This is a genomic window from Cohnella cholangitidis, from assembly GCF_014107495.1.
GTDB classification, from domain to species: domain Bacteria; phylum Bacillota; class Bacilli; order Paenibacillales; family Paenibacillaceae; genus Cohnella; species Cohnella cholangitidis.
Genome location: NZ_CP041969.1, coordinates 4122859 through 4146725, shown reverse-complemented (window position 1 = coordinate 4146725; position 23867 = coordinate 4122859). Strand labels below are relative to the sequence as shown.

Genomic DNA, 23867 nt, shown 5'->3' with positions numbered 1-23867 from the left:
TCGTTTGGCAACGCGGTCAACCTACCCTTATCTACATCCGAGAGGAGTTCGAACAACTTGAAATATTCCTTATGCATAGGCGCTTACCCGGGCAAGGACGAGGTCTATCATCTAGAGAAAGTCAAAGAACACGGTTTCCACGGACTCGAATACTATGCTTGGTGGGAACTGCCCGATCTGAAAAATACGGCAAGAGAGCAAGAACGAATCGGCGTCGGCATTAGCGCGACCTGCACCAAGTTCATCAGCCTCGTCGACGAATCGCTGAGAGACGCTTACATAGAAGGCGTTCGCCAAACGATCGAAGCGTGTAAAATATTGAACGTCCGCTCCGTCATCTCCCAGACGGGAAACGTACTCGAAGGAATCCCTCGGGATACGCAACGCCAGGCGATGGTAGAGACGTTAAAGCGTTGCGCGCCTCTCTTCGAAGAAGCCGGCATCGTGCTGGAGCTCGAACCGTTGAACGGACTCGTCGACCATCATGGGCATTTCTTGCAACGATCGGACGAATCCGTCGACGTGATCGACCAAGTCGACAGCCCGAACGTCAAGCTCGTCTTCGACGTCTATCATCAACAGATTACCGAAGGCAACGTGATCCGCAACGCGGTCGGGTACAAAGACCGGATCAACCACTACCACATCGCGGACAACCCCGGGCGCAAGCAACCGGGCACCGGCGAGCTTAACTACGTCAACATTTTACGCTCGATCAGAGACAGCGGATTTGCCGGTTTCGTCGGCTTGGAATGCGGCTTTACGATCGATACGGACTTAGCGGTCCGACAGTTCAAAGACGAAATCCTGTCGAAAGTAATCTAAGATTAGTTCTGAAACGCCGATCTCTCTTGTCATTTGAGAGCAATCGGCGTTTTTTTAACGGTAAAATAAGTAAATAACGCCACTGCTTGATCTGGGGAAACATATGGATTTCGATATAATAATAGGGAAAATACATATTTTAACCGGAGGATCCAATGACAACTATGAAGCATCGTTACCCCCCTCTCGCCTTGACTCTGCGAATCTTGCTCATCCTATCGGTGTTCTCCGCGATCCTAACTCCCCGTACCGATGCGGCGACGAACCCTTCGTCAAACGGATCATTCCAAGCCCTAAGCAACTTGCCTTCCGCGTTGTCCGCTCTTTACGATCCGATTCCTTTATCGGGAAATCGCGTATTGTTTCTGTCCGCCCAAAACTTATTCACTTATGACGCCAATAACAACCGTTGGACGACGATGAAAATTTCAGGGATCGCGAAAGCGTCCGCCATTGCGAAAATAAACGACGACAAAGTGATGTTGATCGGCGGTCTGGATGCAAACGGCATTACCTACAAACAGAACGTCATATTCGATCTTCGCACCCAGAAGGCCACGCCGGCAGCCGAATTGCCCGGGGCCATGGCCGGTTACGTTAACATGGACGCGGCATCGCTGCCAAACGGCAAAATCCTTGTCATCGGTTATTTCAACGTCAACGCGATTAATGAAAATTTCGTTTATTTGTACGACCCTTCGACAGAAGAATGGACGGAGCCGGCCGCATTGGCTTATGTAGGCAGTACGCTAACCGTCAACAAGCAAGGCGATGTCCTGAACACCGGCAGCAAAGCCGGGGAGTTCTTCTCGCACGGCCAATTGTATCGGGCAAAGAACGATCAATTCTCTACTACGAGCATGATGCCTTCTCCGATATCCTATCCTAGCGTTGTCGCCATGAACGACGGAAACTTCCTTCATGCCGGGGGTTCTGATGGCGGAAATACAACCATACACCCTACCAGTAAGGCATTTATTTTCCAAGTGGACAACAACTATTGGCAATCGATCAGCCCGATGAAGACGGCAAGATATTTCTCCGCCGCGGCAAGTTTACCTAACGGAAAAGTGCTCGTCGCAGGAGGCAAAGGATCGGATCATAAATGGATCAACGCTACGGAAGTTTACGATCCCTCCACCGATCAATGGTCTCCGGGCCCGGCCATGAATTATCAGTACGGCAGTTTGGTTTCCATCCCCCTCGACAACGGCAACACGCTGTTCATGGGCAGCTTGGACGGGAAACTCCGGGCGGAATTATTAGTATGGGACGACAAACTTCCGGTCGATAAGCCAGGGGAAGCTTCCTCTGCAAGCGGGAAGAAGCTTTCCGGCAAAGAGGTAGGTTACAAAACGTTGTTCCGCGAAGGGGAATGGACCTATAAAACGGTGTACACGCTGGAATCCGCGGCCGATTTCCGATTCGGCGAGAACGGGATCTCGTACACCCGCAAATATCTGGTCCGAGAGCAAGCCGGGAAAGCCAGGGAAATCGTCTTGGACGGAAACTTTCAATTTCTGCTGAACAAGGACGGTATCCTCTACTATCTCGAGAATTCTTATTTGAAGAAACTTCAGCTCGACGGAAACAATCCATACGGAGAATTCGTACGTTTCGCCGACGATATTTATCGCAAACTGCAGTTCTCCGAAACCTCGCATATGCTTGCCAAGTATGCAGGCCAAACGGCTAGCTTCGGAATGACCGACTTTGACGGCACCTACGTTTATTCGTGGTACACGATCCCTAGCGGATTCGGGAACAAAGGTTACCCTATCCGTTACAAATACGATGGCAGCGAATTGGAAAAGCTCAGCACGATCCCCGGCCAGGGGAGATTGAACAAGGCGGACCGATTGCAACTGGCGGGCGATTATCTCGTATACACCAGGGTTCCAAGCTCGATGAATTATAACGATGCCGCCGAAGCGAAAAAGGTAACGATCCACTCGGTCAAAAAGGACGGAAGCGCGGAGAAAGACATTGCCGTTGCGGCAAGCTTCGACGTCTACCGGGGCAAAGTGTATTACGGCGATATGGGTCAGAAGCCCGTCAACGGCCAATACGGATATAAGATTTATTCCGTTAACCCGGACGGCACCGACAAGAAGCTGTTAAGCAGCGAAGGGCAGAGCAGCGACTTGTATTTCAACGGCGACCGGATCATCTTCCAGAATAATAAAGGTGATAAGATCTTCCAGATGAATCTGGACGGATCCAACCAGCAAATCATTAGGCAGGGAACCGCGAAAACGAGCTATCGGTTGCAAAAAGCAAGCGCGAAGTCCATCGTCTATCACAAGTCCCAGAACGGGAAGTGGGTAGGCAACTACCAGCTTAACTTGGAAACGATGAAGGAAACGCTAGTCCAAGCGCCTCCGAAGTAAACATTAACGGGAAGCCCTCATGAATCGAGAGGCTTCCCGTTAATTGTTTCTATGCTCTAAACAGGCCATACCCGTTAAGAGGAACGATCGGATTGCCGTCGACGGTCAAGCCGTCCGACTTGCCTCGCAGGGCGACGTCGACGAGCCACTTCGTGAATGGAGCAACGTTCATGGCCTCCATCTCTTCCATACCGAAGAAGCCAGCGGCATCGACCTCGACTCCGTCGGGAGTCGGTTCTCCGCCGACGTAATCCATCTCGAACGCGACATACAAATTGTGAATGCTCCTCGGCTGATCCCGAAGCGCGACGATTCCCTTTATTGTGGATTCGACTCCGCACTCTTCCCTGACTTCGCGGACGATCGTCTCTTCTATCGGCTCCAATTGCTCGATATAGCCCCCGGGATTCGTCCAGTACCCTTTGCCCGGATCCTGCGCTCTGCGCACGAGCAACATCTTGTCCTCCTTAACGACAAGAGCTCCTACGCCAATACTATAGTTTCCCCAATGAACGAAGCTGCACTTCGTGCATGCTCTTCTTAAAGTACCGTCCACCTCGCGCGTTTCCATCCCGGCCCCGCACGACGAACAAAACTTCACTTCCATTACTGTCACCTGCTCCGAATGTTGTGTTCCCTACATGCGAATCTACTGCCTGAACTCATTATATCTCATCCCGGTATACGGCAAAAAGCACGCCGCAAGCAACGGAACGCCATTGCCGGGCATGCTTCTATACCTACTCTATATTCTCTATCCAAAATTACAGCCTGATCTCGCGCCCGAGCTCGGCGGATTCGTAGATCGCGGACAGGATCTTGATCATGTCTACGCCATGGTCCGGCGTAATGATCGGCGTCTCCCGGCCGAGTACGCATCCGATGAAATGTTGAATGTTCGCGGTGTGCTGCGGGATAGCCGCTTCCGGGAAGATCGGCTGTTGGTCGACCAGTACGCCCGAGTTCTCGGTAAACAGCCGAAGCTTATCGTTGACGAGGCTGAACCCGCCCTCCGTGCCTCTCCATTCCAAGAACTTCTTCTCTTCTTCGATGTTGGAAGCCCAGCTGAATTCGATCTGCAGCGATGCGCCGTTGTCGAAGCGGATAAACCCTGCCGCCAGATCTTCGACGTCGAACGTCCCGGCGGGAATTTTACCGTCGGCGTCCGGACGGTCGGCGAACTTGCGGTAAGTCGAGCCCGACACCGTAACCGGCTTCGGATTGCCGCTCAGCCACATCGCCATGTCGATCATGTGCACGCCAAGATCGATCAACGGCCCGCCGCCGGACAGCTCCTTCGTCGTAAACCAGCCGCCGCGCCCCGGAATGCCCCGGCGACGAATCCAACCGCAACGTCCCATGTAAAGGTCGCCCAACTGGCCTTGTTCGATAATCCGTTTAGCGAATTTAGCTTCCTCGCTGAAGCGGTTGTTGCGCATCGTCATGAGCAGCTTGCCCGAGCCGCGCGCTACGTCGGCCATCTTCTGCGCCTCGACCGGATTTACGGCGTCCGGCTTCTCGCAGAATACGTGTTTCCCTTTCTGCAAAGCGGCGATGGCAATCTCCGAGTGGTACAAATTCGGAGTGCTGATCCCGACGATATCGATCGACGGATCGGCGATCAACTCGCGGTAATCGTCATACACTTTCGCATCCGGAAAGTCTTTGGCCGCTGCTTCCGCGGAAGCGCGGAAGGCATCGCAGAACGCCACGATTTCGACTTCCTTGGACGATAGCCAACCCGGCAGATGAGCCCATTTGAATATCCCGCCCGTACCGATAACCCCTACTTTTAGCGTCATTGGTTTTTCTCCTTAATCGTCTCGAGAGGTTGAGCGTTGCCGTAACGCGGATATTCGCGATCAACCGGCGCGGCCCATCTCACGGCGTTGGAGATGACTTTGCGGACTTGCGGATTGTAGTAGGTCGGATAAGTCTCGTGTCCAGGACGGAAATAGAAAATCTTGCCCATGCCGCGCGTATAGCAGCACCCGCTGCGGAATACTTCGCCGCCTTCGAACCAGCTAACCATTACCAGTTCATCCGGTTGCGGAATGTCGAAGTGTTCGCCGTACATTTCTTCCTTCGGAAGCTCGATATATTCGCCAATGCCGTCCGCGATCGGATGTCCCGGATTAACGACCCAGATGCGTTCCTTCTCGTCCGCCTCGCGCCACTTCAGATCGCAGGACTGCCCATCAGCTTTTTGAAAATTTTCGAAAAATGAACCCGAATGAAGCACGATCAGCCCCATGCCTTGCAATACGCGCTGGTACACTTTCTCGACGATCTCGTCCTTAACGTCTCCATGCGCCATGTGCCCCCACCAGATAAGGACATCCGTTCCGTTCAATACTTCTTCGGTGAGGCCGTGCTCACGCTGATCCAGAGTTGCCGTTTGAATTTTGCCGGTCACGTCCAGCCCTTCGGCGATCGCCGCATGCATTCCTTGAGGATAGACGGCGGCTACTTTCTCGTTTGATTTTTCATGACGATATTCGTTCCATACGGTTACGTTGATAGATTGGCTCATCGTTAAAAAACGCTCCTTTGATAGGGTTGTTTCTGAATGTTGATTTCTTCTTCATTTTATTCGAGGATGCGCTTGCAATCGATTGCGTTTTCGACTCATTTTTTACGCTATTCTGTCATTGTCTATGTACAAAAAGACGTATGTGTTATGATATCGTTACGCGATCCTGTCGCAACCCTATGTATAAGGAGCTCGATTATGTATCCTGAGATGCGCCATGAGCAAGTCGTATACCAGAATCCTTTTCTCGCGATGCGGATCTGGCAGATCGACTCCGAAGATCTTACTCCGGAAGCGATTCGTCTATGGAAAGAGCAGGATTGGAAGCAAAAGAAATTCTCCGATTGGCACTGGCACTACCACGAAGAAGTAGAGCTGCTCCTTATTCTCAAGGGGGAGCTTACGGCATTCGTCAGAGAGGAACAACTCGTGCTGCGCAAAGGGGACGTCGCCCTGTTCGGATCGTCCGAGCCTCATATGACGATGCATACGAAGGACGGCAACCTGAGCTATATCGTATTCCAGATCGATCTGCGCAAATATTGGGATCTGAGCACGCTGAACAGCATGCAGCATTTCTCCGAAGTCATCCGGCCGCTTAGCTCGCTTAATTATATTTACCGGGACAATCGGGACGCACGATCCCAAACCGCCGCCTTGATTCGAGAGATATACAAGGAAATGAACGAAACGCAGATCGGATACGAGCTCGCCGTCTCCGCCCGGATCAAGAACATCCTATTGCTGCTTCTCCGCTATGATACCCAATTGAAACTCAACTATAACGACAACCGATTGCTCGGCAGGCTCCAGCCCGCCGTCGATTACGTCGAACAGAACCTGAGCGAGAAATTATCCGTATCGGAGATAAGCAGTCTCGTGAACATGAGCTATACGCATTTCATCAAGACGTTCAAGAAAGCGGTCGGAATGTCGTTCACCGATTTCGTCGTCTACAAACGGATCAAGAAGGCCGAGCAGCAATTGCTCACCAACGACGACTTGAGCATAGCGGAAGTGGCCGAGTCGGTAGGCATCTCCAACATCGGCCACTTCTACGATATGTTCCGCCGCTATAACGACTGTTCGCCAAAGCAATTCAAAGATCGGCTGCGGGTGCCGATCGTGAACGCCGAAGCCGAGGCCTAATGGCGCCGGCCGGCTTAAGCTTCAACGGCATCCGCGATCAGCCGGGTTACTTCGGCGGAATATTCGCCGCGTTGCTCCTCCGACCAGCCCGCCCGTTCCGCCATGGCGGCAATGACGTTGTCGCCCCACTTGCGGACGGAGTCGATGTCGAAGAACATCCAACCGCTTCGGCGAACGAGGAAGTCCTGCGGCTTAACCGCCATTTCCTCGTCCATCGCATACCGCAGTTCCGCCGCGATCGATAAAGGCAAGCCATTCCGCTCCGCCCATTGCAATTCCCTCTCGTCATCCATTAACGCGAATAACGAATCAACGTTAGAGCCGTAGAACTTTGCCATCGCTTCGGCATCCGCAGCCGGAAAACCTTTCATGATCCCCGCTTGTTTTTTGCCCGCGACGAAACGGCTATAATTGTCCGACCCGCCGACATCGCCGCCCGAGATCGGCATATCCTTCGTGCAACAAGCTCCCACGCCGGATTTAGCCCCTTCTTCAGCTAACCGTTTCACTACGTCGTCCACGATGGACTCCGCCATTTTCCGGTATCCGGTCAGCTTACCGCCCGCGATCGAGATTAAGCCGGAAGGAGCGTGGAATATTTCGTCTCGCCGCGAAATTTCCGAAGGGTCTTTGCCCTCTTGGTGGATGAGCGGCCGCAAGCCTGCCCAACTGGATTCAATGTCGGAATCCGCGAGTTTAAGCTTCGGAAACATAAAGTTCGCCGCTTTAAGCAAGTATGCCCTGTCTTCCTTCGTCACCCTAGGGCGATCGATCTCGCCTTGATAATTCGTATCCGTCGTCCCGAAATACGCCTTGCCCGCGCGAGGAATCGCGAACACCATCCGACCGTCCGGCGTATCGAAGTACACGGCTTGCCGAAGCGGAAACCGGGATTGGTCGAAGACGAGATGGACTCCCTTCGTTAAGCGCAGCGTTTTACCGGACTTCGACCCATCGAGGTCGCGAAGCTCATCCACCCAAGGACCCGTTGCGTTCACCACTTTAGTCGCCGTAATCGCATACTTTTTACCGTCGATCACGTCGCGAACCATTGCCCCCGTCAAATGCCCGTTCTTGTCGTATTTCAACGAGTCTACCCGGGCGTAGTTAACCGCGAGCGCGCCGAATTCCCGTGCTTTTTTCATTACTTCGATAGTCAATCGCGCATCGTCGGTACGATATTCCACGTAATACCCGCCGCCCTTTAACCCTTCTTTCTTCAGCAACGGCTCTCTCTTATGCGTCTCGCCGGCGCTTAACATGGAACGGCGTTCGCTTTTCTTAACGCCTGCCAGAAAGTCATAAACGCGAAGTCCGATCGACGTTGAAAACTTGCCGAACGTCCCTCCCGCATATAGCGGGAGCAGCATCCATTCCGGCGTCGTGACATGCGGACCGTTCTCGTATACGATCGCCCGTTCCTTGCCTACTTCGGCGACGACGCCGATCTCGAATTGCTTCAAGTAACGCAAACCGCCATGCACGAGCTTCGTCGAACGGCTCGACGTCCCCGCCGCGAAATCCTGCATTTCGACCAGCGCTACGCGCAGCCCCCGGCTTGCCGCGTCCAGAGCGATGCCGGCGCCGGTAATCCCTCCGCCGATGACGAGCAAATCCACTTGATGATCGCGCATATCCTCTAATATTTCATGTCGTTTCGAAGCCGACAAGCTTGTCGTTTTGTTTATAGCCATATCTATCTCTCCCTTTTCGTAGGTCAAAATAGAAAAACCACGCTAACCATCTCCGGGGGCATCCTACGTGCGCCCCGGAAACCATTATCGTGGTTTCTCCATGAACTCCAACCGATATTAACTTACGCCAATCATAGCACCGTTACTCCGCGAACGCAATGGCCGCTTTTACCGCGCGTCCCCAGCCCGCGTACAGCCGCTGTCTTTCCTCGGCTTCCATGCGCGGCTGGAATTCGCGCTCCACTTGTTTAAGGCAACGGATTTGCTCGCGGTTATCCCAATATCCGACGGCCAATCCCGCCAAGTACGCCGCCCCTAATGCCGTCGATTCGTTCACGACCGGCCTGACGACGGGAACGCCCAGCATATCGCTCTGGAACTGCATGAGGAAATCGTTCCTGACCGCTCCGCCGTCTACGGCCAGCTCGGACAAAGTAATTCCCGAATCCCGCTCCATCGCCTTCAGCACGTCTTTGGCTTGATAAGCAAGCGATTCCAACGTCGCCCTTACGAAATGCTCCTTGGACGACCCCCTCGTCAATCCGAATACCGCCCCGCGTACATCGCTATTCCAATAAGGAGTACCTAACCCGACGAAAGCCGGCACCACGTATACGCCTTCCGAAGAACCCGCCGCTTCCGCAAGACGCTGGCTGTCCGCCGCATTCTCGATGAAGCCCAAGCCGTCCCTTAGCCATTGGATCGCAGCACCCGCAACGAATACGCTTCCTTCAAGCGCATATTCGACCTTGCCTTCTACTTCCCAAGCAATCGTCGTCAACAAGCCGGATGGAGAGTGGATGGCCTCCGTCCCGGTATTCATGAGCATGAAGCAACCCGTTCCGTAAGTATTCTTGACGCTGCCGGGATCGTAACAGCCTTGACCGAACAATGCCGCTTGCTGATCCCCCGCCGCTCCGGCAATCGGAATCGCGCGTCCGAATAATCCGGCATCGGTATCCCCGTATACTTCCGAGGAGGAACGCACCTCCGGCAGCATCGACTTCGGAATGTTAAGGATGTCCAGCAACTCTTGATCCCATTGTCTTTCGTAAATATTGAACAGCAGCGTACGGGAAGCATTCGAGACATCCGTCACATGAACGCGTCCGCCCGTCAGCTTCCAGATGAGCCAGCTATCGATCGTACCGAAGAGCAATTCCCCGCGTTCAGCCCGCTCCCGCGCTCCATTTACCGTGTCCAATATCCATGCGATCTTCGTTCCGGAGAAATAAGCGTCGACCTTCAAGCCCGTCTTCCGCTGAATGAGGCGTTCGTGGCCTTCATGTTTCAGCCGTTCGCAGATGCCCGTCGTCTGGCGGGATTGCCAGACGATCGCAGGATATACGGGTGCCCCTGTCGCCCGATCCCACACGACCGCCGTCTCTCGCTGATTCGTTATGCCGATCCCGACGATGCTCTCCGCTCCGATATTCGCCTTGGCCAGCAAATCCCGAATAACCTCGACCGCCGATAACCAGATCCGTTCCGCATCTCCTTCCACCCAACCCGGGTGCGGATATTGCAGCCCGATTTCCTGCTGCTCCATCGCGTCGATGCAGCCTTGCTCGTTTACCAATAAAGCCCTCGTGCTCGTCGTTCCTTGATCCAAAGCAAGCATATAGCGTTTCATCCCGTATCCTCCTAAATCCCTTTTACCGTCCGGTTTCTTCCGCCTGGTTCTCCCGTTTGTTTACGCTTTCCACAATTCCCGCCTTGAAGTCGTAATCGCCGTCGCCCCTGCTTCCAAGGCTATTCGAACATCCTCTTCCGTACGGATGAGCCCGCCCGCGATGACGGGTATGCCGGTCCTGTCCATCACTTCCCGGATCATGCTCGGGATGACGCCGGGCAACACTTCGATGTAGTCCGGCTTCGTCTTCTCCAATAGCGCATAGCTTTTCTCAAGCGCTCCCGTATCGATCAGGAACAACCTTTGAATCGCGATAAGTTTGTTTTGCTTCGTCTTCTGAACGACGCTGGCGCGAGTAGAAATCAAGCCCGAAGGCCTGACATGCTGGCAAAGATACTCGGCCGCGTATTCGTCGTTCTTCAACCCGTCTATCAGATCCGCGTGCAGCAGCACTTTTTTGCCGTGTCGTTCCGCCAGCTCGACCAAAGCTCTTAATTGGCCTAGATGTCCGCCCAGCAACACCAAATACGGATACGGAGTCGACAGCGCGGATTCTAATTCCCTGGCCGTCTTCACGGCTGGCCATACGTTATGGTTTATGATCAAGATACAACCTCCGCAATGCTTAAATGTATTACGAAAAAGACCCGCATCACAAATGCCCCTCCTATTCGGACAAGCAAATGAAGTGGATCTCCGTTTCTCCATCACGTTATTAACTTGGCTTAATTATAGTCTCGATTCGAAACGATCGTCAACCTCCGGCCCATCGGACTAGACACGGAACCGGTAACCCGCGCCCCAGATCGTCTCGATGTATTGGGGGTTGGACGGGTCGGCCTCGATTTTCTCGCGCAGCTTGCTGATATGTACCGTGACGGTGGCGATCTCGCCCATCGCCTCCATGCCCCATATCTGGTCGAACAGCTGGTCTTTGCTGAACACCCGGTTCGGGTTCGTCGCCAGGCAGCATAACAAGTCGAATTCTTTGGTCGTAAACGCGACTTCCTTCTCGTTCACGAATACGCGGCGCGCGTCTTATCTATCGATAAGCCGCGGATGTGGATTTCGTCGTTGCGGGCTTCCCTTCGTCCGCTGAGCCGTTCATAGCGGGACAGATGCGCCTTCACCCGGGCAACGAGCTCTCCCGGGCTGAACGGCTTAATCATGTAATCGTCCGCGCCAAGGCCAAGGCCGCGGATCTTATCGATGTCTTCTTTCTTCGCCGACACCATAATAATCGGAATGTCCTTCTCGCTTCGGATTCTCCGGCACACTTCGAAGCCGTCTACCTTAGGCAGCATGAGATCAAGAATAATGAGATCGTAATCCGATCGGAGAGCGCGCTGCAGCCCCTTCTCCCCGCAGTTCTCGATATCTACGGCGAAGCCGTTGATCTCCAAGTAGTCCCGCTCCAGCTCCGCTATGCTCTGTTCGTCTTCAATAATCAACACCGTGCTCATGCTTATCCCCTTCCCTCTCGCGCTTACTCCACAACGGGATACTTATGCATACCGTCGTCCCTTTGCCCGCTTCGCTGTCCGCCCAGATCCGGCCGCCATGCTCCTCGACGATCTGTCTCGCGATCGACAGTCCGAGACCGCTCCCTCCGGTAGAGGAGTTCCGCGAAGGATCCGCCCGATAGAAGCGGTCGAAAATGTGCGGCAGCGCCGCCGCTTCTATTCCCTGACCGTTATCGCTTATGCGGATCAGAGCCTTTCCTTCTTGCACGGAGACGTTCATCCCCACTTTGCCGTCCGCTTTGTCCATGTATTTCATCGCGTTTTCCAATATATTCATGAGTACGCGCTTCAGCTTCTCGCGATCCGCCTGAATGAGGACCGCGGTCTCCGGCAGATCGTTCAGCTCCAGCTTAATACCCCTTTTTTCCATATCCACAACCAGCTCATGCGCGCAGTCGCGCAAGTATTCGCCTAGATCCACCCGCTCGAAATGAAATGGCAATCTCCCCAATTCGAGCTTCGAGATAAGGAAAAGTTCTTCGATCATCCGGTCCATATCGACCGCTTTGGAATAGATCGTTCTAACGTACTTATCCAGCTTGTCGGGCGAATCCGTCACCCCGTCCATGATTCCTTCCACGTACCCCTTAATCGCGGTTACCGGCGTCTTCAGATCGTGCGAGATGTTCGACACCAGTTCTTTGCGGTTTTCTTCGTATTGCAGCTGCAGTTCGATCGATTCCTTAAGCTTCTTGCGCATTTCTTCGAATGCGACGCTAAGCTTGCCGATCTCGTCCTTGGACCTCGACTTGACCACATGGTCCAGATTGCCTTCTTTGATTTCTTCCGTCGCTCTCTGCAATACTTTCAATGGCCGAATAATGCTGCGCGATACCAAATAAGTCAGCAACCCATTGGTCAAAGCGAGGATGAGCAAAACCATGACGGCAACCCACATAAAAGCATCAAAAACGTATTTGGGAAAAGGGTTCTCGTCCGTCACGACGAAAAGGGATGCTTCCCGCCCGTCCGGCAGCAGGAAATCCTCATGCCGGATGATCAAGGATTTATCAAAGAAATCCAGCTCCCCCTCGGACACCGTTCCGAATTCCGGGAGTCCTGGCAGCTCGGATTTGTTGATATCAAGCGATGCATATTGAATTTCTTTATTTACCCGAATGATAAGCATTTTGCCGATTTCGCTTAACCGTTCATCGAACCGTTCGGCTACGGACCGTTGGAGCAATACCCCCGGCTCGCGAATGCTCATCAGCTTGATCTCCGCATACAGGTCCGCTTCCTGCTCTATCGATTTCCTCATCGGATAATCGCGGCCTTCATAGATATGAAAAATGATGGCCATCGCTATGATAGACAGCACGAACAGAACGACGAGCATCCCCAAATAAGATAGCACGAGCCTCACGCGAATGGACAAGATTAAAGCTCCTTTTTATCGAACAAATAATAACCTGCCGTAAAAAATAGTATACTGCATGCTATCAGAAACATAAATACGCTCCATACTTGATTAGACGCCATCGGATTCCCGATCCAGAGCGTATGCCAATCCAAATAAGCGGTCGGGGAATAAGTAGATACTTGCGGGAAGAAGAACGAGCTTACCTTCACCGAGATATACAGCAATACGCTGACGGTTAACGCGCTGCTGCCGCTCGAGAAAAACTGCGCGACGAACACCGCCGCGATGCTCAGAGCCGCAAGAGGCACGAATGCCGTACCGTACGCGAGCAGCCAATCCGCGATGGCAGAGCCCGAGACGCCGCCGTTTAAGAAAAGAGCCGAGACGACCGACCCGATCATCGCGAGGAATAAGTAGACTACAATTGAAATACCGAGGGAAATTTGCTTGGACGCGAACACTTTGAAGCGCGAAATCGGTCTCGTCAGCAAGATTTTCATCGTACGGTCGCCGATCTCCCCCGAGAACTGATCCGCCGCGCCCATGAACAGGAAGAGCGGAAGGAATATCCCGGTGAACAACCCGAGAATGACGATCGGGAAATCTCCTGAGGAAACGGCGCTAATGCCGAAGCCGCTTTGAAAATTGGCGAGCAGCAGGCCCGCCCCGATGGGGATCAAGAGGGTGATAGCCATGAAAAACCAAGTCTTCTTCTTAAGCGCCATCTTCGTCGTTTCGTTCCAGACGTTAGCGTATAAGCTATGCATGCGCTTTCGCCATCCTTTCTTCTCTAATCTCGTGAATGAAGAGAGACTCCAACGTCGGAAACCGTTCATCCAACAGCTGCGATTTCAGCCCTTCGCGAATAAGTCTGCCCCCGTGCAAAATCCCGATCCGGTTGCACATAAGCTCCATCTCGTGAACGATATGGCTGGAGAGGAAGAAGGTCGTTCGTTCTTCGCTGGCGAGCCGCATGATCACCTCGCGGATCTGGACCATTCCTTCGATATCGAGTCCGTTAGTCGGTTCATCGAGAATGAGCAGCTCCGGCCGCGACAAGATCGCGGAAGCCAAACCGAGCCGCTGTTTCATGCCAAGCGAATAATGCCCTACCTTCTCTCGCTGAACGCTGCTTAACTCTACGAGTTCCAGCACTTCGTCCACGCGATTGCCCGGGAGCCCCGGATACATTCTGGCCGCGAGCTCCAGATTTTTCCTTCCGCTCATATAGTTGTAGGCTTCGGCAGTTTCGATCAATACGCCTACGCTCGCCATGGCTTGCTCGTAATGCGTAGATACGTCATGACCGAACAGTCGCACTTTGCCCCTATCCGCCCGGCTTAATCCCGCCATGATTTTCATGACCGTCGTTTTGCCTGCGCCGTTAGGTCCGAAAAAGCCGTAAATATCCCCCCTATGAACGTTTAAGCTGATGTCGCGAATGCCTCTTTGGTTGCGAAACGTCTTCGTTAACCCTTCTATCGACACGATGGTTTCCATCCTATCGTCCTCCTTGTTTGGCGGAAGAGAGGAGAGTTCGCCATTAAGGACGACGCCCCCGCTCTTCGCTTAACTGCTTGCTACGGTTCCGATTTACGAACGGTGTCCCCGGTTGAACATTTCATGAGGCTTCACGGTCTCGACTTTCTTGCCGGCTAAATCAACCGTATCCGGAATCGATCGATTGAATTCCGATAAAATCAGGTCGAGTTTGACCGCTACTTGATGAGCGATGCCTTGGCTGTCTTTACCGCTGATCCTTATTTCAACCGCGTGATTCGTGATCACGTTATCGGCATTCACGTCCGCGTCCATCCTCAAGGCATCGATCTTAATCTCGTCGGTCAGCTTCGGAAGAGCATCCGCTAATCGTTGCACGTCAACGCCAAAAGTATCCTCGGAGTCCAATTGATGCTCCTTGCCATGCTCGCGTCCGCCTTCGCGAACGATAAGCGAACCGATCGCGTTTACGATGGCCGGAATTTGGCTTCGTTCCAATTGCAAGGATACTTCCTTGGCTGCGCCCTCTTCCTTCAAGGTTACTGCCTGTTTGAGATTGCCCACGAGCGAGTCGATGACCTTCTCCGCTTCCTTGGCGAATTCCGGGTCGTGCAGCTTCTTGCGATCATGGCTTTCCTTAGCCCACTCACGCTCCTCGTCCCCGCTCTCCACGATGCGGTACACGTCGGAGCCGCTCGTCTTGATGATTTCCTTACCGTTCTGGCTGTAGATTTGGATCCCTTGCTCCGTGCCGCCGCTGCGAAGAGTGATAGCCGCGCTGCCCGTCAGATCCTCCTTGCCCGACTTCAGCGTGGAATCGACTTCGAACAACGTTTTGCCGTTATCCTCGACGGACAAATTCACTTGCTTAGTGGCGTTCTCTACCGCGGCCGTATTCTTGATGGCTGATTTGTAAGTATCGTAGCCCGGCGTGCTTCCGATTCCCGCGTATACCGACGACATCAATAGCACGCTTCCGGCGACTACTCCCGCTCCGATCATGGCGATTTTCTTCTTCACTTCTTTTTCCTCCCTGGGAATGGCTATTTGGAATTCCTCTCGGCTTCCATGTATTTCATTTTAGACGCCAGATCTAAACTCCCCGTAAATCAGTTGTAAACCGCTTCTAAAAAATTCTAAAAAAAGTATAAAGTCGGAGTGCTCTGAACGCAGAAAACCCAACCTGGCGCCGTCTCGGCGCGCCGGTTGGGTTCTCTTGCTCCCGCTACCTCTTCCATACGGAAGCGTTCATTAATCCGATTCTTCTCTCGCTCCAGCAAATCTTTCGTAAAGAAAATCGACCACGTGCTTTACTTCCATCCGGTCGCCGACTCCATGCCGGTCGACCCCGAGTTTCATCTGCAGCAGACATCCGGGATTGCTCGTCAGCAAATAATTGGCCTGCGTCCGGTTCGCGTGCTCCATTTTGCGCTCAAGTATTTGTCCGGCCATCTCCGGCTGCGTAACGTTGTAGATGCCCGCGGAGCCGCAACAACGATCGGCTTCCTTCATCTCGACGAAACGGACGTTCGAGACTCGTTGCATAAGCTGTCTGGGGGCATCGGCGCTTCTCATGACGTTGCGGAGATGGCAGGAGTCCTGGTAAGTAATCGTAACGGGGTCGGCTTCGCTCGCGTTTGCATCGGCGAAAGCCGGCAATCTTCCGCGTTCGATGAGCAACTTGCTAACATCGACAACCCCGGCTGCGAACGATCGGGCAGACTCTCCGTACTCTCGATCGTCTTGAAGAAGGTGATCGTATTCAACAAGAAGCGCGCCGCAGCCGCCCGCGTTCGAAACGATATATTCTACGCCCGCTTCTTGGAACGCCCTCACGTTAACGCGGGCAAGCTCTCTTGCTTGATCCATCTCCCCGCTATGGGCGTGAAGAGCGCCGCAGCACGTCTGAGCGTCCGGGATCACGACTTCAAAACCCGCTTCGGACAACAACTTGACCGTATTCACGTTAGTCTTGGAGAAGAGCACGTCCATGACGCAACCGCGGAACAAGGCGACCCGCGCGATCTTTTCTCCCTTAGCGGGATATACGGTTCCGATCCGCTCCACGACGCCTTTACCGGAAGCCGCCGGCAATATCCTTTCCATGTCTCGAATGGGCTTCGGAAACAGCTTCATGATGCCGGTTCCTCTTGCGATCGCCCGCAAGCCTGATTTTCGATAGAAGGCAAGCGATCTCCCGACCCATTTCAACCGCCCTCGATTCGGAAATACGCTCTTGAAGAGCACGCTGCGAAGTCCTTTAACGGCCACGCCATGTTCGGCATGATCTTCGATGGCATCCCGGGTTTGCTCGATCAATTGTCCGTACTTTACGTCGGCCGGACAAGCCGGCTCGCAAGCACGGCAGCCCAAACAATGATTCATTTGGTTCGAGAATGCTTGATCCGGTTCCATGATCCCGTCCACGACCGCTTTCATAAGCGCAATCCTGCCGCGCGGCGATTCCGGCTCGAGCCCCGTTTCGCGGAAGGTCGGGCAAGCGGGAAGGCAGAAGCCGCACCGCATGCAATTCGTCAGTTGGTCGTAATCCAGCTTGGCCAGCATCGTTCGCGCCAACGGATTAGCGTGATCCACATCAGGTTTCCGCATGCGGGAGCATTCGCGTTTATGGTATTAGCCACGTTCGATCACCACCCGTTTCCTCGTTTCCTTAGCGAATATTTTTCCTGGATTGAGCAGATTATGGGGATCGAACGCAAGCTTGATATTCTTCATGACGTCTATGCCCGCCTTGCCGATCTTCCACTCCAGGTACGGGGCTTTAACCGCTCCGACGCCATGCTCGCCGGTAATCGTTCCTCCGAGCGCGATCGCCGCTTCGAATATTTCCTCGAAAGCCAATTCGACCCGATGGACTTCTTCCTTGTCTCTTGCGTCCGTCGTCGCCGTCGGGTGAAGGTTCCCGTCTCCCGCGTGCCCGAATGTTGCGATCGATACTTCGTACTTCCGGGCGATCTCGTTAATTCTGAGCACCATGTCGGCAATACGCGACCGGGGTACGGTTGCGTCTTCCAGTATCGTCGTCGGACGGAGACGGGCAAGCGCGGTGAATGCGCTGCGCCTAGCCGTTAACAGCTTATCCGCATGCTCTCTCGTTTCCGCGACTTCGATTCGGTCCGCATTCTCTTGTTCGCATATGTCCCTAATGCGCGCGATGTCTCGTTCGACCGTCTCGGCAGCCCCGTCCTGTTCAATGAGAAGTATGGCTTCCATATCGCGAGGCAGACCGAGCTTAGCGAAATCGTCTACGACCCGGATCGTCGGATTGTCCATGAATTCGAGCGTTGCCGGGATAATTTTCGCTTCAATGATCCTAGAAACGGTGCGAGCCGCTCCATAGAGATCTTTGTACATCGCGAGCATCGTCTTTTTTTCCGCAGGCGGCGGAATCAATTTCAGCGTCGCCTCCGTAATGATCGCGAGCGTCCCTTCGGAGCCGACGAGCAGCTTCGTCAAATCGTATCCGGCGACGTCCTTCATAAGCTTGCCGCCGGTACGGACGATTTCTCCGCTTGCCAGTACCGCTTCGAGACCGATAACGTAATCTTTGGTCGTGCCGTATTTCAATCCGCGCAGCCCTCCGGAACATTCCGCGATATTCCCGCCTATCGTGGATATTTTCATGCTGCTCGGATCGGGAGGGTAGAAGAGCCCCAGCGATTCGATTTGGGCAATGAACTCCGCGGTGATCATTCCCGGTTGAACCGTCGCGGTCAAGTTTTCTTTATCGACTTCCAAGAGCCGGTTCATTCGGTGCATCACCATCACTACGCCGCCTTGGACAGGAACGGTGCCCCCGCACAAATTCGATCCCGATCCCCGCGAAACGACCGGAACCCGATACTCGGCCAAAGCTTGCATGATCTCGGATACTTGCGAAGTGCTCTCGGGATAGATGACGCCGTCCGGCAAGCTTTGCAGCATCGGGGTGCCGTCATAGGAATGGGCGATCAGCGCTTCCTTGTCATCCCGGTAATGGCGTTCTCCGACGATTCGCCGAAGTCGTTCGGTTAGAGCTGTAACCAACATAATAGGTTCCCTCATCTCTTCACACATCATGTCATCTGATGACTTTGGAGAAAATTATATGCTATACTGGGTCTATTGTATAGATCGAATTCGCGATATGGAGCATATTTTTCGGAGGTTCTTTTATGAAGATCGAAACGGCAAAAGGCAGCGAGCTCGTCGCGGACCATTTGCTCCAACAAATCAAGAGCGGACTCCGCCTTCCGGGCGAGCGGCTGCCTTCGGTCGTGGAGCTAGCCGAATTATACGGTGTCGGCCGATCCACGGTTCGCGAAGCCGTAAGCGCGCTCAAAGCAATGGGTTGGCTCGATGTCCGCCACGGCGGAGGCACGTTCGTTAGCAAAGAACTACCCGGAGAACCGAGGAACGCCGCCGATCTCCTGTTCCGGGACGCAGGTACTTTGATCGAGTTGCTTGAAGTTCGCAAAGCGCTCGAGGTCGGGGCCGCTTCGCTTGCGGCATCGAGAAGAGAGGAACGGCATCTACAGCATCTGCGGCAGTTGCTCGTCGCCATGGAAGAAAGCTTAACCCGTAACGATACGTCGGAGGGCGAGCGGGCCGACGTCGCTTTTCACCTCGCCATCGTCGAAGCGTCGGGTAATTCTCTGTTCATGCAGCTTACCGAATCGTTGTCGGACCGGTTCGCGTCCACGATCCGTCAATCGCGCGAGCTATGGTTCTATCGCGAGAACGCGACAGCCGCACGGTTGCTCCAAGAACATCGCGGCATCTATGAGGCTATCGCGCAGAGAGACGGAACTTTGGCTGCGTCGTTGACAGGCGCGCATTTGGATAAAGTCATCGAAGTGCTTCGCAAAGTTCTGGATTAGCTCCGGCGAACGTTACCGAGCGAGGACGATATATCATGAACGGAGGCGTATTGGCGAATCATGAAACGTTATCGTCCTTTACAACCGCCAAAACTGCAACGGGAGCTGCTCCATACCGATTACGTCTATCGGGAATATGAGCCCTGCGATAAATTAACGTCGCATATCGCCTGTTATTGGACGATGGACTTCCATGCCGTAACGGGTTCGATACAACCGCATCGGATTTTGCCGGACGGCTGCGTGGATATCCTATTCGATCGCCGTTCTCTTTCCTACCGGAACGCCTCCTTCGTTGCGGGCTTAATGGCCCAGTACGAAGTCATGAACCTAACTGAAGCACAGTCTTTGTTCGGCGTACGCTTTTATTCGGAGGCCGCGAGGTCGGTGTTTAAGTATCCCGTCTCCGAGTTTAGAGGATATCATGTCTATCTCGAAGAGTTTTGGGGTATCGATTCGCTGGCCATGGTCGAAGAGATCCTGTCCGCCGACGAAGTATCGAAAGTTATAGATATCGTTGAGCGTAAGTTAATCAAGCGGTTATCCCTCGATGATTCGCCTTCCGATCCCGTATTGCACGCGAGCATGCAATACATGTATACCCATAGGGGAACCCTTACTCCTTCCGATTTAGCGGACAAGCTAAGTTTCAGCGGCCGGCATATTAGAAGAACCTTCGACCGGGAACTCGGAATGAGTCCCAAAGAGATGTTATCCATCATTCGCTTCCAAAGCCTGCTCCAAGAGCTTAACGGGGGCGGAAATACGCGATTGACGGATATCGCCGCGAACTTCGGCTACTATGATCAATCTCATTTCATTAAACACTTCAAACGTTATTACGGCTTGTTGCCGAGAGAAATGCTGAGAACGGAATGAAGATGTCCGTTTTTTACTATTTAAGTAGATAGACAGAGAGTAACATAGTCATTGTATACAGAAACCAAATCTTGGGGCTGAAATAAATGGGAATCAAATTCGATATGATCGGTATCGTCGCGGAAGACATGAAGAAAGCTTTGGACTTCTATCGTTTGCTGGGTTTAGAGATTCCCGAGAGCGCGAACGGAGACAAGCATGTCGAGGTTAATCAAGAAGGATTTCGACTGGCTTTCGATACTCGGGAAATCATTAAAGACGTTTACGGCGGCTGGAAACAACCATCCGGACATCGGATCGAGTTGGCCTTCTTATGCGACAATCGCGACGCGGTAAACGAGTTGTACGCCAACATTACCGGGCATGGCTACATCGGGTACCGCGAACCTTGGGATGCCTTCTGGGGACAGCGTTACGCGATCGTACAAGATCCCGACGGCAATCTCATCAGCTTGTTCGCATCCTAAATAGTTGAATGAACGGCGGAAAGCCCAACCTTTAGCCTTAATGGCATTAGGTTGGGCTTTCCGCCGTCTCTATCGGTTACTTGGCCATCGTTTCGAGTTTCGGTTCTTGGTCCGAAAAGCGATTGCCGGATAAGATATAATCCGATAGCAACCGAACTCCGTATCCCGTTGCGCCGACGGGGCAATAACCACGCGTATTATGTACCTGTACCGTGTTCGCCATGTCGATATGTACCCAAGGAACTTTATCCCGTACAAAACGACGAAGAAACAACGCGGCCAGACCCGCTCCGCCGTAAGGGGTAGGCGCCCAGTTAGCAATATCGGCATAATCGCTCATCAATTGGGTCTCATAATCTTTCAACAGCGGCATCGGCCAAACGAGATCCCCGCTAGACGCACCGACCGCCTTCAACCGGGCCGTCATGTCCGAATCGCCCCACATTCCGGCGATGCCGAGACCGAGCGCCTCGCCAACGTTGCCGGTCAGCGTGGCGATATCAATGATTTCCCGCGGCTCGAATGTCGCCGAATATAACAGCGCATCGGCCAATACCAGCCGCCCTTCCGCATCGGTGTTTTTGACCTGCACATTCATTCCGTTGGAATAAGAGATGATGTCGGAAGGCAGATACGCCCGTGCGTCCGGAACATTTTCGGCGATAGCCAACAGCGCTACCACATTGCGACGAGCCTGGCGCCGGATCAACAAATCCATAGCCCCGAGCACGGCCGCCGCGCCGCCCATGTCCATGCGCGCATCGCTGATGTCCTTGCCGATCTTGACGTTCATTCCGCCAAGATCGAAAGTAACTCCTTTACCTACGAGCGCGATGAAGGGCTCGCCTTCCGCCGATTCATATGCGATTTCGACGAGCGCGGGCGAATGCATGCTTCCTTTTCCCACCGCCAGCAAGCCTCTCATCTGTTTCGCTTCCAGTTCCGCGCCTTGATAAACGTTGATCCGAACGGCATACGAGCCGAATCGGGCCTGAATCCACTCCACGAACGTCGTTGGATTAAGACGTCCCGCCGGTTCATTAACCAAATCGCGCGCCAGCATCGTCGCTTCGGCCCGGACACGGACTTCGCGCAAGACCTCCTCGCCGGATATATCGCAGCCCAGATGCAACCATTCCGGATCCGGACCTGACGGGCGCTTACGATAACGATCAAAGGAATACAGCCCCAACAGCCATCCCTCAACCCAAGCGGCTGCTAACGCATCCGCATTGTCGATAGTCTGCCCTTGCCAAGGGGCAAAGGAAATTTCCGCCGAACGGTTCAACGTTTTGCGAACGGCTCTGGCGGCTTCTCCGGCCGCTTGCCTGAATGCTTCCAGATCAAAATCCGCCTTGCTCCCTAAACCAACCAACAGGAAATGGCGTTCGTCCGCGCGCGCCGGAAAAACCAATTCGTCTCTCCCCGCTTAGCCATATCCGGTAAAAATTCGCAAGACCAAAGCCCCGGCTGCCCAATATCCTCCGCGAACATCGGATAAACCAACGCATCCGCTTCAAACCCGCTTTGCTTTCCCCAGGTGATCCGCACGATCATACCCCCGCTTCTTGAATGGGTAAATCCGCGTTCGCTACCTCGTAGATAGCTCTGGCATAAATGGCCGTTGCCCTCAGCAGATCCTCGATGTCTATGCATTCATCTTGCTGGTGCGCCGTCGACGGCGTACCCGGAAACAACGGTCCGAAGCAGACGCCGTTGGGAATATGCGCTCCGTACGTACCGCCGCCGGTCGACAGCAGGCTCGGCTCCATTGAAGTTTCCTCCCGATAAACGTCCTGCAGCAAGCGGATCATCGGATAGCTATCCGGTACGTAATGCGGCTTCTTCAATATCGGCGTATCCAGCTTCAGCCCGTAAGCTTCCGCTTTGACCGCAATCCGTTCGAGAATCCACGCTTCATCTCCGCACGCAGGATACCTAAGATTGAGATGAAAGAAAGATTCCCTTCCGGGAGAATATCGCAGAATACCGGCATTCACGGTAAGCGCTCCGGTAATCCGATCTTGCATCGCAATGCTGAATCCCCCGCCTAAACAATCCGCGTATAAAACGTCGTCCACGCATGCAAGGAAACGACCAGCCTCGCGTTGCAAGTATATAGGGCGCAGAAAGTGAACGAGCGCAAGCCCCGCGTTCACCCCTTTATGCGGCTCCATGCCGTGCGCGGATATCCCTTTGACCGAGAACTCCATCCTTCCTTCGGTCGCCCAAGACGTGCCCCCTTCAAGACCGTTCCCCGCGCAATAATGCCCAAAGCTTGCGGAGATGGCGAGCAGCCTTTCCGTTTCTCCGCTTAACGTCGCGGTAGCCTGATCCGGCACCATGTTCGCAACATGACCGGCGTGGAAGGCTATCAAGCGAATCCCCGCTCCTTCGCCCGACGCAAAGTCATCTGCCCCGTCCATATCCTGAAGAACGACCTTAACGTTGATCTGCCCCTTCTCCGCATGAACAATCGGAAATTCGCCGTCTGGGGTAAACCCGCACAAGGGCGGTTTTTCCCGCTCCCGGTACTTGTCCATGCAGGTGCTCGTATGCTCTTCGTCCGTTCCGAAAATAAGCCTGACGTTGTGCTTGGTTTGCAGCCCTAGTTCCTTTACGATTTTCAAGGCGTAAAAGGCCGCCATCGCCGGCCCTTTGTCATCAATCGCGCCGCGGGCGAACAACTTGCCCTCCCGTATCTCCGGCTCGAACGGCGGAGATGTCCATTCGCCCGACGCGGGTACTACGTCCAAATGGCACAGCACGGCAATATAGTCTTGGGAAGACAAAGGAGCATACTCCGCGTATCCCGCATAACCTTCCAGATTGGAGACGTGAAAGCCGGCTTCGCGAGAAAGAGCGAGCATATAGTTCAGAGCTTCGGCGATACCTTGTCCCATAGGCATCCCCGGCGCGCGAGTGTCCGTATCTTTCACGCTTTCGAACTTGAGGAGCCCGTACAGATCGGCGAGCAGCCGATCCTTGCGCTTCTCCGCTTCTTGGCGCCAATCCACGCTACCACATCCGA

The 23867-nt window shown here is 53.7% G+C and carries 21 protein-coding genes and 1 pseudogene; 6 read left to right on the top strand and 16 right to left on the bottom strand.

Annotated features, from left to right (window positions below; translation table 11 throughout):
- The first annotated feature begins 57 nt into the window (after positions 1 to 57).
- Together FPL14_RS19155 and FPL14_RS19150 are read left to right on the top strand one after the other, a co-directional pair.
- A complete protein-coding gene (locus tag FPL14_RS19155) occupies positions 58 to 825 on the top strand; it encodes a TIM barrel protein (RefSeq protein ID WP_182299280.1) in 768 nt (255 codons plus the stop codon).
- Between the two features lie 155 nt (positions 826 to 980).
- Positions 981 to 3215, top strand: a complete 2235-nt coding sequence (locus FPL14_RS19150; RefSeq protein ID WP_182299279.1) for a DUF5050 domain-containing protein — start codon at positions 981 to 983, stop codon at positions 3213 to 3215.
- Positions 3216 to 3264: 49 nt separating this feature from the next.
- On the opposite strand, the gene FPL14_RS19145 is transcribed toward FPL14_RS19150, so the two are convergent.
- The 3 genes from FPL14_RS19145 to FPL14_RS19135 form a co-directional block, all read right to left on the bottom strand.
- On the bottom strand, positions 3265 to 3822 hold the full coding sequence (locus FPL14_RS19145) for an NUDIX hydrolase (protein WP_182299278.1): 558 nt from the start codon (positions 3820 to 3822) through the stop codon (positions 3265 to 3267).
- Positions 3823 to 3979: 157 nt separating this feature from the next.
- Positions 3980 to 5017 (bottom strand): Gfo/Idh/MocA family protein, encoded by a 1038-nt coding sequence (locus FPL14_RS19140; RefSeq protein WP_182299277.1) that lies wholly within the window; start codon positions 5015 to 5017, stop codon positions 3980 to 3982.
- On the bottom strand, positions 5014 to 5748 hold the full coding sequence (locus FPL14_RS19135) for a ThuA domain-containing protein (protein WP_182299276.1): 735 nt from the start codon (positions 5746 to 5748) through the stop codon (positions 5014 to 5016). The genes FPL14_RS19140 and FPL14_RS19135 overlap by 4 nt, the downstream gene beginning before the upstream one ends.
- Positions 5749 to 5946: 198 nt before the next feature.
- Here FPL14_RS19135 and FPL14_RS19130 point away from each other — a divergent pair, with 198 nt between their 5' ends.
- The gene (locus FPL14_RS19130; RefSeq protein ID WP_182299275.1) at positions 5947 to 6897 is read left to right on the top strand and encodes an AraC family transcriptional regulator; all 951 of its coding nucleotides are present in this window, start codon (positions 5947 to 5949) and stop codon (positions 6895 to 6897) included.
- Positions 6898 to 6911: 14 nt separating this feature from the next.
- Here FPL14_RS19130 and FPL14_RS19125 read toward each other — a convergent pair whose 3' ends face one another.
- The 10 genes and pseudogenes from FPL14_RS19125 to FPL14_RS19080 all read right to left on the bottom strand — a co-directional run bounded on the left by FPL14_RS19125 (position 6912) and on the right by FPL14_RS19080 (position 18660).
- Positions 6912 to 8591, bottom strand: a complete 1680-nt coding sequence (locus FPL14_RS19125; RefSeq protein ID WP_182299274.1) for a glycerol-3-phosphate dehydrogenase/oxidase — start codon at positions 8589 to 8591, stop codon at positions 6912 to 6914.
- Positions 8592 to 8733: 142 nt separating this feature from the next.
- Entirely contained in the window at positions 8734 to 10224 is a 1491-nt protein-coding gene (glpK, locus tag FPL14_RS19120; protein ID WP_182299273.1) for a glycerol kinase GlpK, read from the bottom strand.
- Between the two features lie 60 nt (positions 10225 to 10284).
- Positions 10285 to 10833, bottom strand: a complete 549-nt coding sequence (locus FPL14_RS19115) for a glycerol-3-phosphate responsive antiterminator (protein WP_407644676.1) — start codon at positions 10831 to 10833, stop codon at positions 10285 to 10287.
- A 165-nt stretch (positions 10834 to 10998) separates the two neighbouring features.
- Positions 10999 to 11687: pseudogene (locus FPL14_RS19110) on the bottom strand (response regulator transcription factor).
- Positions 11665 to 13125, bottom strand: coding sequence for a sensor histidine kinase (locus FPL14_RS19105; RefSeq protein ID WP_182299271.1), 1461 nt, complete (start codon positions 13123 to 13125; stop codon positions 11665 to 11667). Before FPL14_RS19105 ends, FPL14_RS19110 begins: the two are co-directional and overlap by 23 nt.
- Positions 13126 to 13127: 2 nt before the next feature.
- Positions 13128 to 13877: an ABC transporter permease gene (locus FPL14_RS19100; RefSeq protein WP_182299270.1), complete on the bottom strand. Its 750-nt coding sequence runs from the start codon at positions 13875 to 13877 to the stop codon at positions 13128 to 13130.
- Complete coding sequence (locus FPL14_RS19095) at positions 13870 to 14610, bottom strand: ABC transporter ATP-binding protein (RefSeq protein WP_182299269.1); 741 nt, start codon at positions 14608 to 14610, stop codon at positions 13870 to 13872. The genes FPL14_RS19100 and FPL14_RS19095 overlap by 8 nt, the downstream gene beginning before the upstream one ends.
- A 93-nt stretch (positions 14611 to 14703) precedes the next feature.
- Entirely contained in the window at positions 14704 to 15630 is a 927-nt protein-coding gene (locus FPL14_RS19090; RefSeq protein WP_182299268.1) for a hypothetical protein, read from the bottom strand.
- 231 nt (positions 15631 to 15861) lie between these two features.
- A complete protein-coding gene (locus tag FPL14_RS19085; protein WP_182299267.1) occupies positions 15862 to 17220 on the bottom strand; it encodes a (Fe-S)-binding protein in 1359 nt (452 codons plus the stop codon).
- A 24-nt stretch (positions 17221 to 17244) separates the two neighbouring features.
- A complete protein-coding gene (locus FPL14_RS19080; RefSeq protein ID WP_182299266.1) occupies positions 17245 to 18660 on the bottom strand; it encodes an FAD-binding oxidoreductase in 1416 nt (471 codons plus the stop codon).
- Between the two features lie 125 nt (positions 18661 to 18785).
- On the opposite strand from FPL14_RS19080, the gene FPL14_RS19075 reads away from it, so the two are divergent.
- The 3 genes from FPL14_RS19075 to FPL14_RS19065 all read left to right on the top strand — a co-directional run bounded on the left by FPL14_RS19075 (position 18786) and on the right by FPL14_RS19065 (position 20836).
- On the top strand, positions 18786 to 19490 hold the full coding sequence (locus FPL14_RS19075; RefSeq protein WP_182299265.1) for a FadR/GntR family transcriptional regulator: 705 nt from the start codon (positions 18786 to 18788) through the stop codon (positions 19488 to 19490).
- Between the two features lie 60 nt (positions 19491 to 19550).
- Positions 19551 to 20369 (top strand): AraC family transcriptional regulator, encoded by an 819-nt coding sequence (locus FPL14_RS19070; RefSeq protein WP_182299264.1) that lies wholly within the window; start codon positions 19551 to 19553, stop codon positions 20367 to 20369.
- An 86-nt stretch (positions 20370 to 20455) separates the two neighbouring features.
- Complete coding sequence (locus tag FPL14_RS19065) at positions 20456 to 20836, top strand: VOC family protein (protein WP_182299263.1); 381 nt, start codon at positions 20456 to 20458, stop codon at positions 20834 to 20836.
- A gap of 76 nt (positions 20837 to 20912) precedes the next feature.
- Here FPL14_RS19065 and FPL14_RS19060 read toward each other — a convergent pair whose 3' ends face one another.
- The 3 genes from FPL14_RS19060 to pepV are packed head-to-tail and all read right to left on the bottom strand — an operon-like array spanning position 20913 to position 23853.
- The gene (locus FPL14_RS19060; protein ID WP_182299262.1) at positions 20913 to 22250 is read right to left on the bottom strand and encodes a leucyl aminopeptidase family protein; all 1338 of its coding nucleotides are present in this window, start codon (positions 22248 to 22250) and stop codon (positions 20913 to 20915) included.
- Positions 22199 to 22387, bottom strand: coding sequence for a hypothetical protein (locus FPL14_RS19055; protein WP_182299261.1), 189 nt, complete (start codon positions 22385 to 22387; stop codon positions 22199 to 22201). Before FPL14_RS19055 ends, FPL14_RS19060 begins: the two co-directional genes overlap by 52 nt.
- A 2-nt stretch (positions 22388 to 22389) precedes the next feature.
- Positions 22390 to 23853, bottom strand: coding sequence for a dipeptidase PepV (gene pepV, locus FPL14_RS19050; protein WP_229263579.1), 1464 nt, complete (start codon positions 23851 to 23853; stop codon positions 22390 to 22392).
- Positions 23854 to 23867 lie beyond the last annotated feature (14 nt).

What these genes read in the sequence shown, in the direction of transcription:
- FPL14_RS19150 (WP_182299279.1), top strand. Translation starts at nt 981, where the DNA reads ATGACAACTATGAAGCATCGTTACCCCCCTCTCGCCTTGACTCTGCGA.
- FPL14_RS19145 (WP_182299278.1), bottom strand. Translation starts at nt 3,822, where the DNA reads ATGGAAGTGAAGTTTTGTTCGTCGTGCGGGGCCGGGATGGAAACGCGC.
- FPL14_RS19140 (WP_182299277.1), bottom strand. Translation starts at nt 5,017, where the DNA reads ATGACGCTAAAAGTAGGGGTTATCGGTACGGGCGGGATATTCAAATGG.
- FPL14_RS19135 (WP_182299276.1), bottom strand. Translation starts at nt 5,748, where the DNA reads ATGAGCCAATCTATCAACGTAACCGTATGGAACGAATATCGTCATGAA.
- FPL14_RS19130 (WP_182299275.1), top strand. Translation starts at nt 5,947, where the DNA reads ATGTATCCTGAGATGCGCCATGAGCAAGTCGTATACCAGAATCCTTTT.
- FPL14_RS19125 (WP_182299274.1), bottom strand. Translation starts at nt 8,591, where the DNA reads ATGGCTATAAACAAAACGACAAGCTTGTCGGCTTCGAAACGACATGAA.
- glpK (WP_182299273.1), bottom strand. Translation starts at nt 10,224, where the DNA reads ATGAAACGCTATATGCTTGCTTTGGATCAAGGAACGACGAGCACGAGG.
- FPL14_RS19100 (WP_182299270.1), bottom strand. Translation starts at nt 13,877, where the DNA reads ATGCATAGCTTATACGCTAACGTCTGGAACGAAACGACGAAGATGGCG.
- FPL14_RS19095 (WP_182299269.1), bottom strand. Translation starts at nt 14,610, where the DNA reads ATGGAAACCATCGTGTCGATAGAAGGGTTAACGAAGACGTTTCGCAAC.
- FPL14_RS19085 (WP_182299267.1), bottom strand. Translation starts at nt 17,220, where the DNA reads ATGCGGAAACCTGATGTGGATCACGCTAATCCGTTGGCGCGAACGATG.
- FPL14_RS19080 (WP_182299266.1), bottom strand. Translation starts at nt 18,660, where the DNA reads ATGTTGGTTACAGCTCTAACCGAACGACTTCGGCGAATCGTCGGAGAA.
- FPL14_RS19075 (WP_182299265.1), top strand. Translation starts at nt 18,786, where the DNA reads ATGAAGATCGAAACGGCAAAAGGCAGCGAGCTCGTCGCGGACCATTTG.
- FPL14_RS19070 (WP_182299264.1), top strand. Translation starts at nt 19,551, where the DNA reads ATGAAACGTTATCGTCCTTTACAACCGCCAAAACTGCAACGGGAGCTG.
- FPL14_RS19065 (WP_182299263.1), top strand. Translation starts at nt 20,456, where the DNA reads ATGGGAATCAAATTCGATATGATCGGTATCGTCGCGGAAGACATGAAG.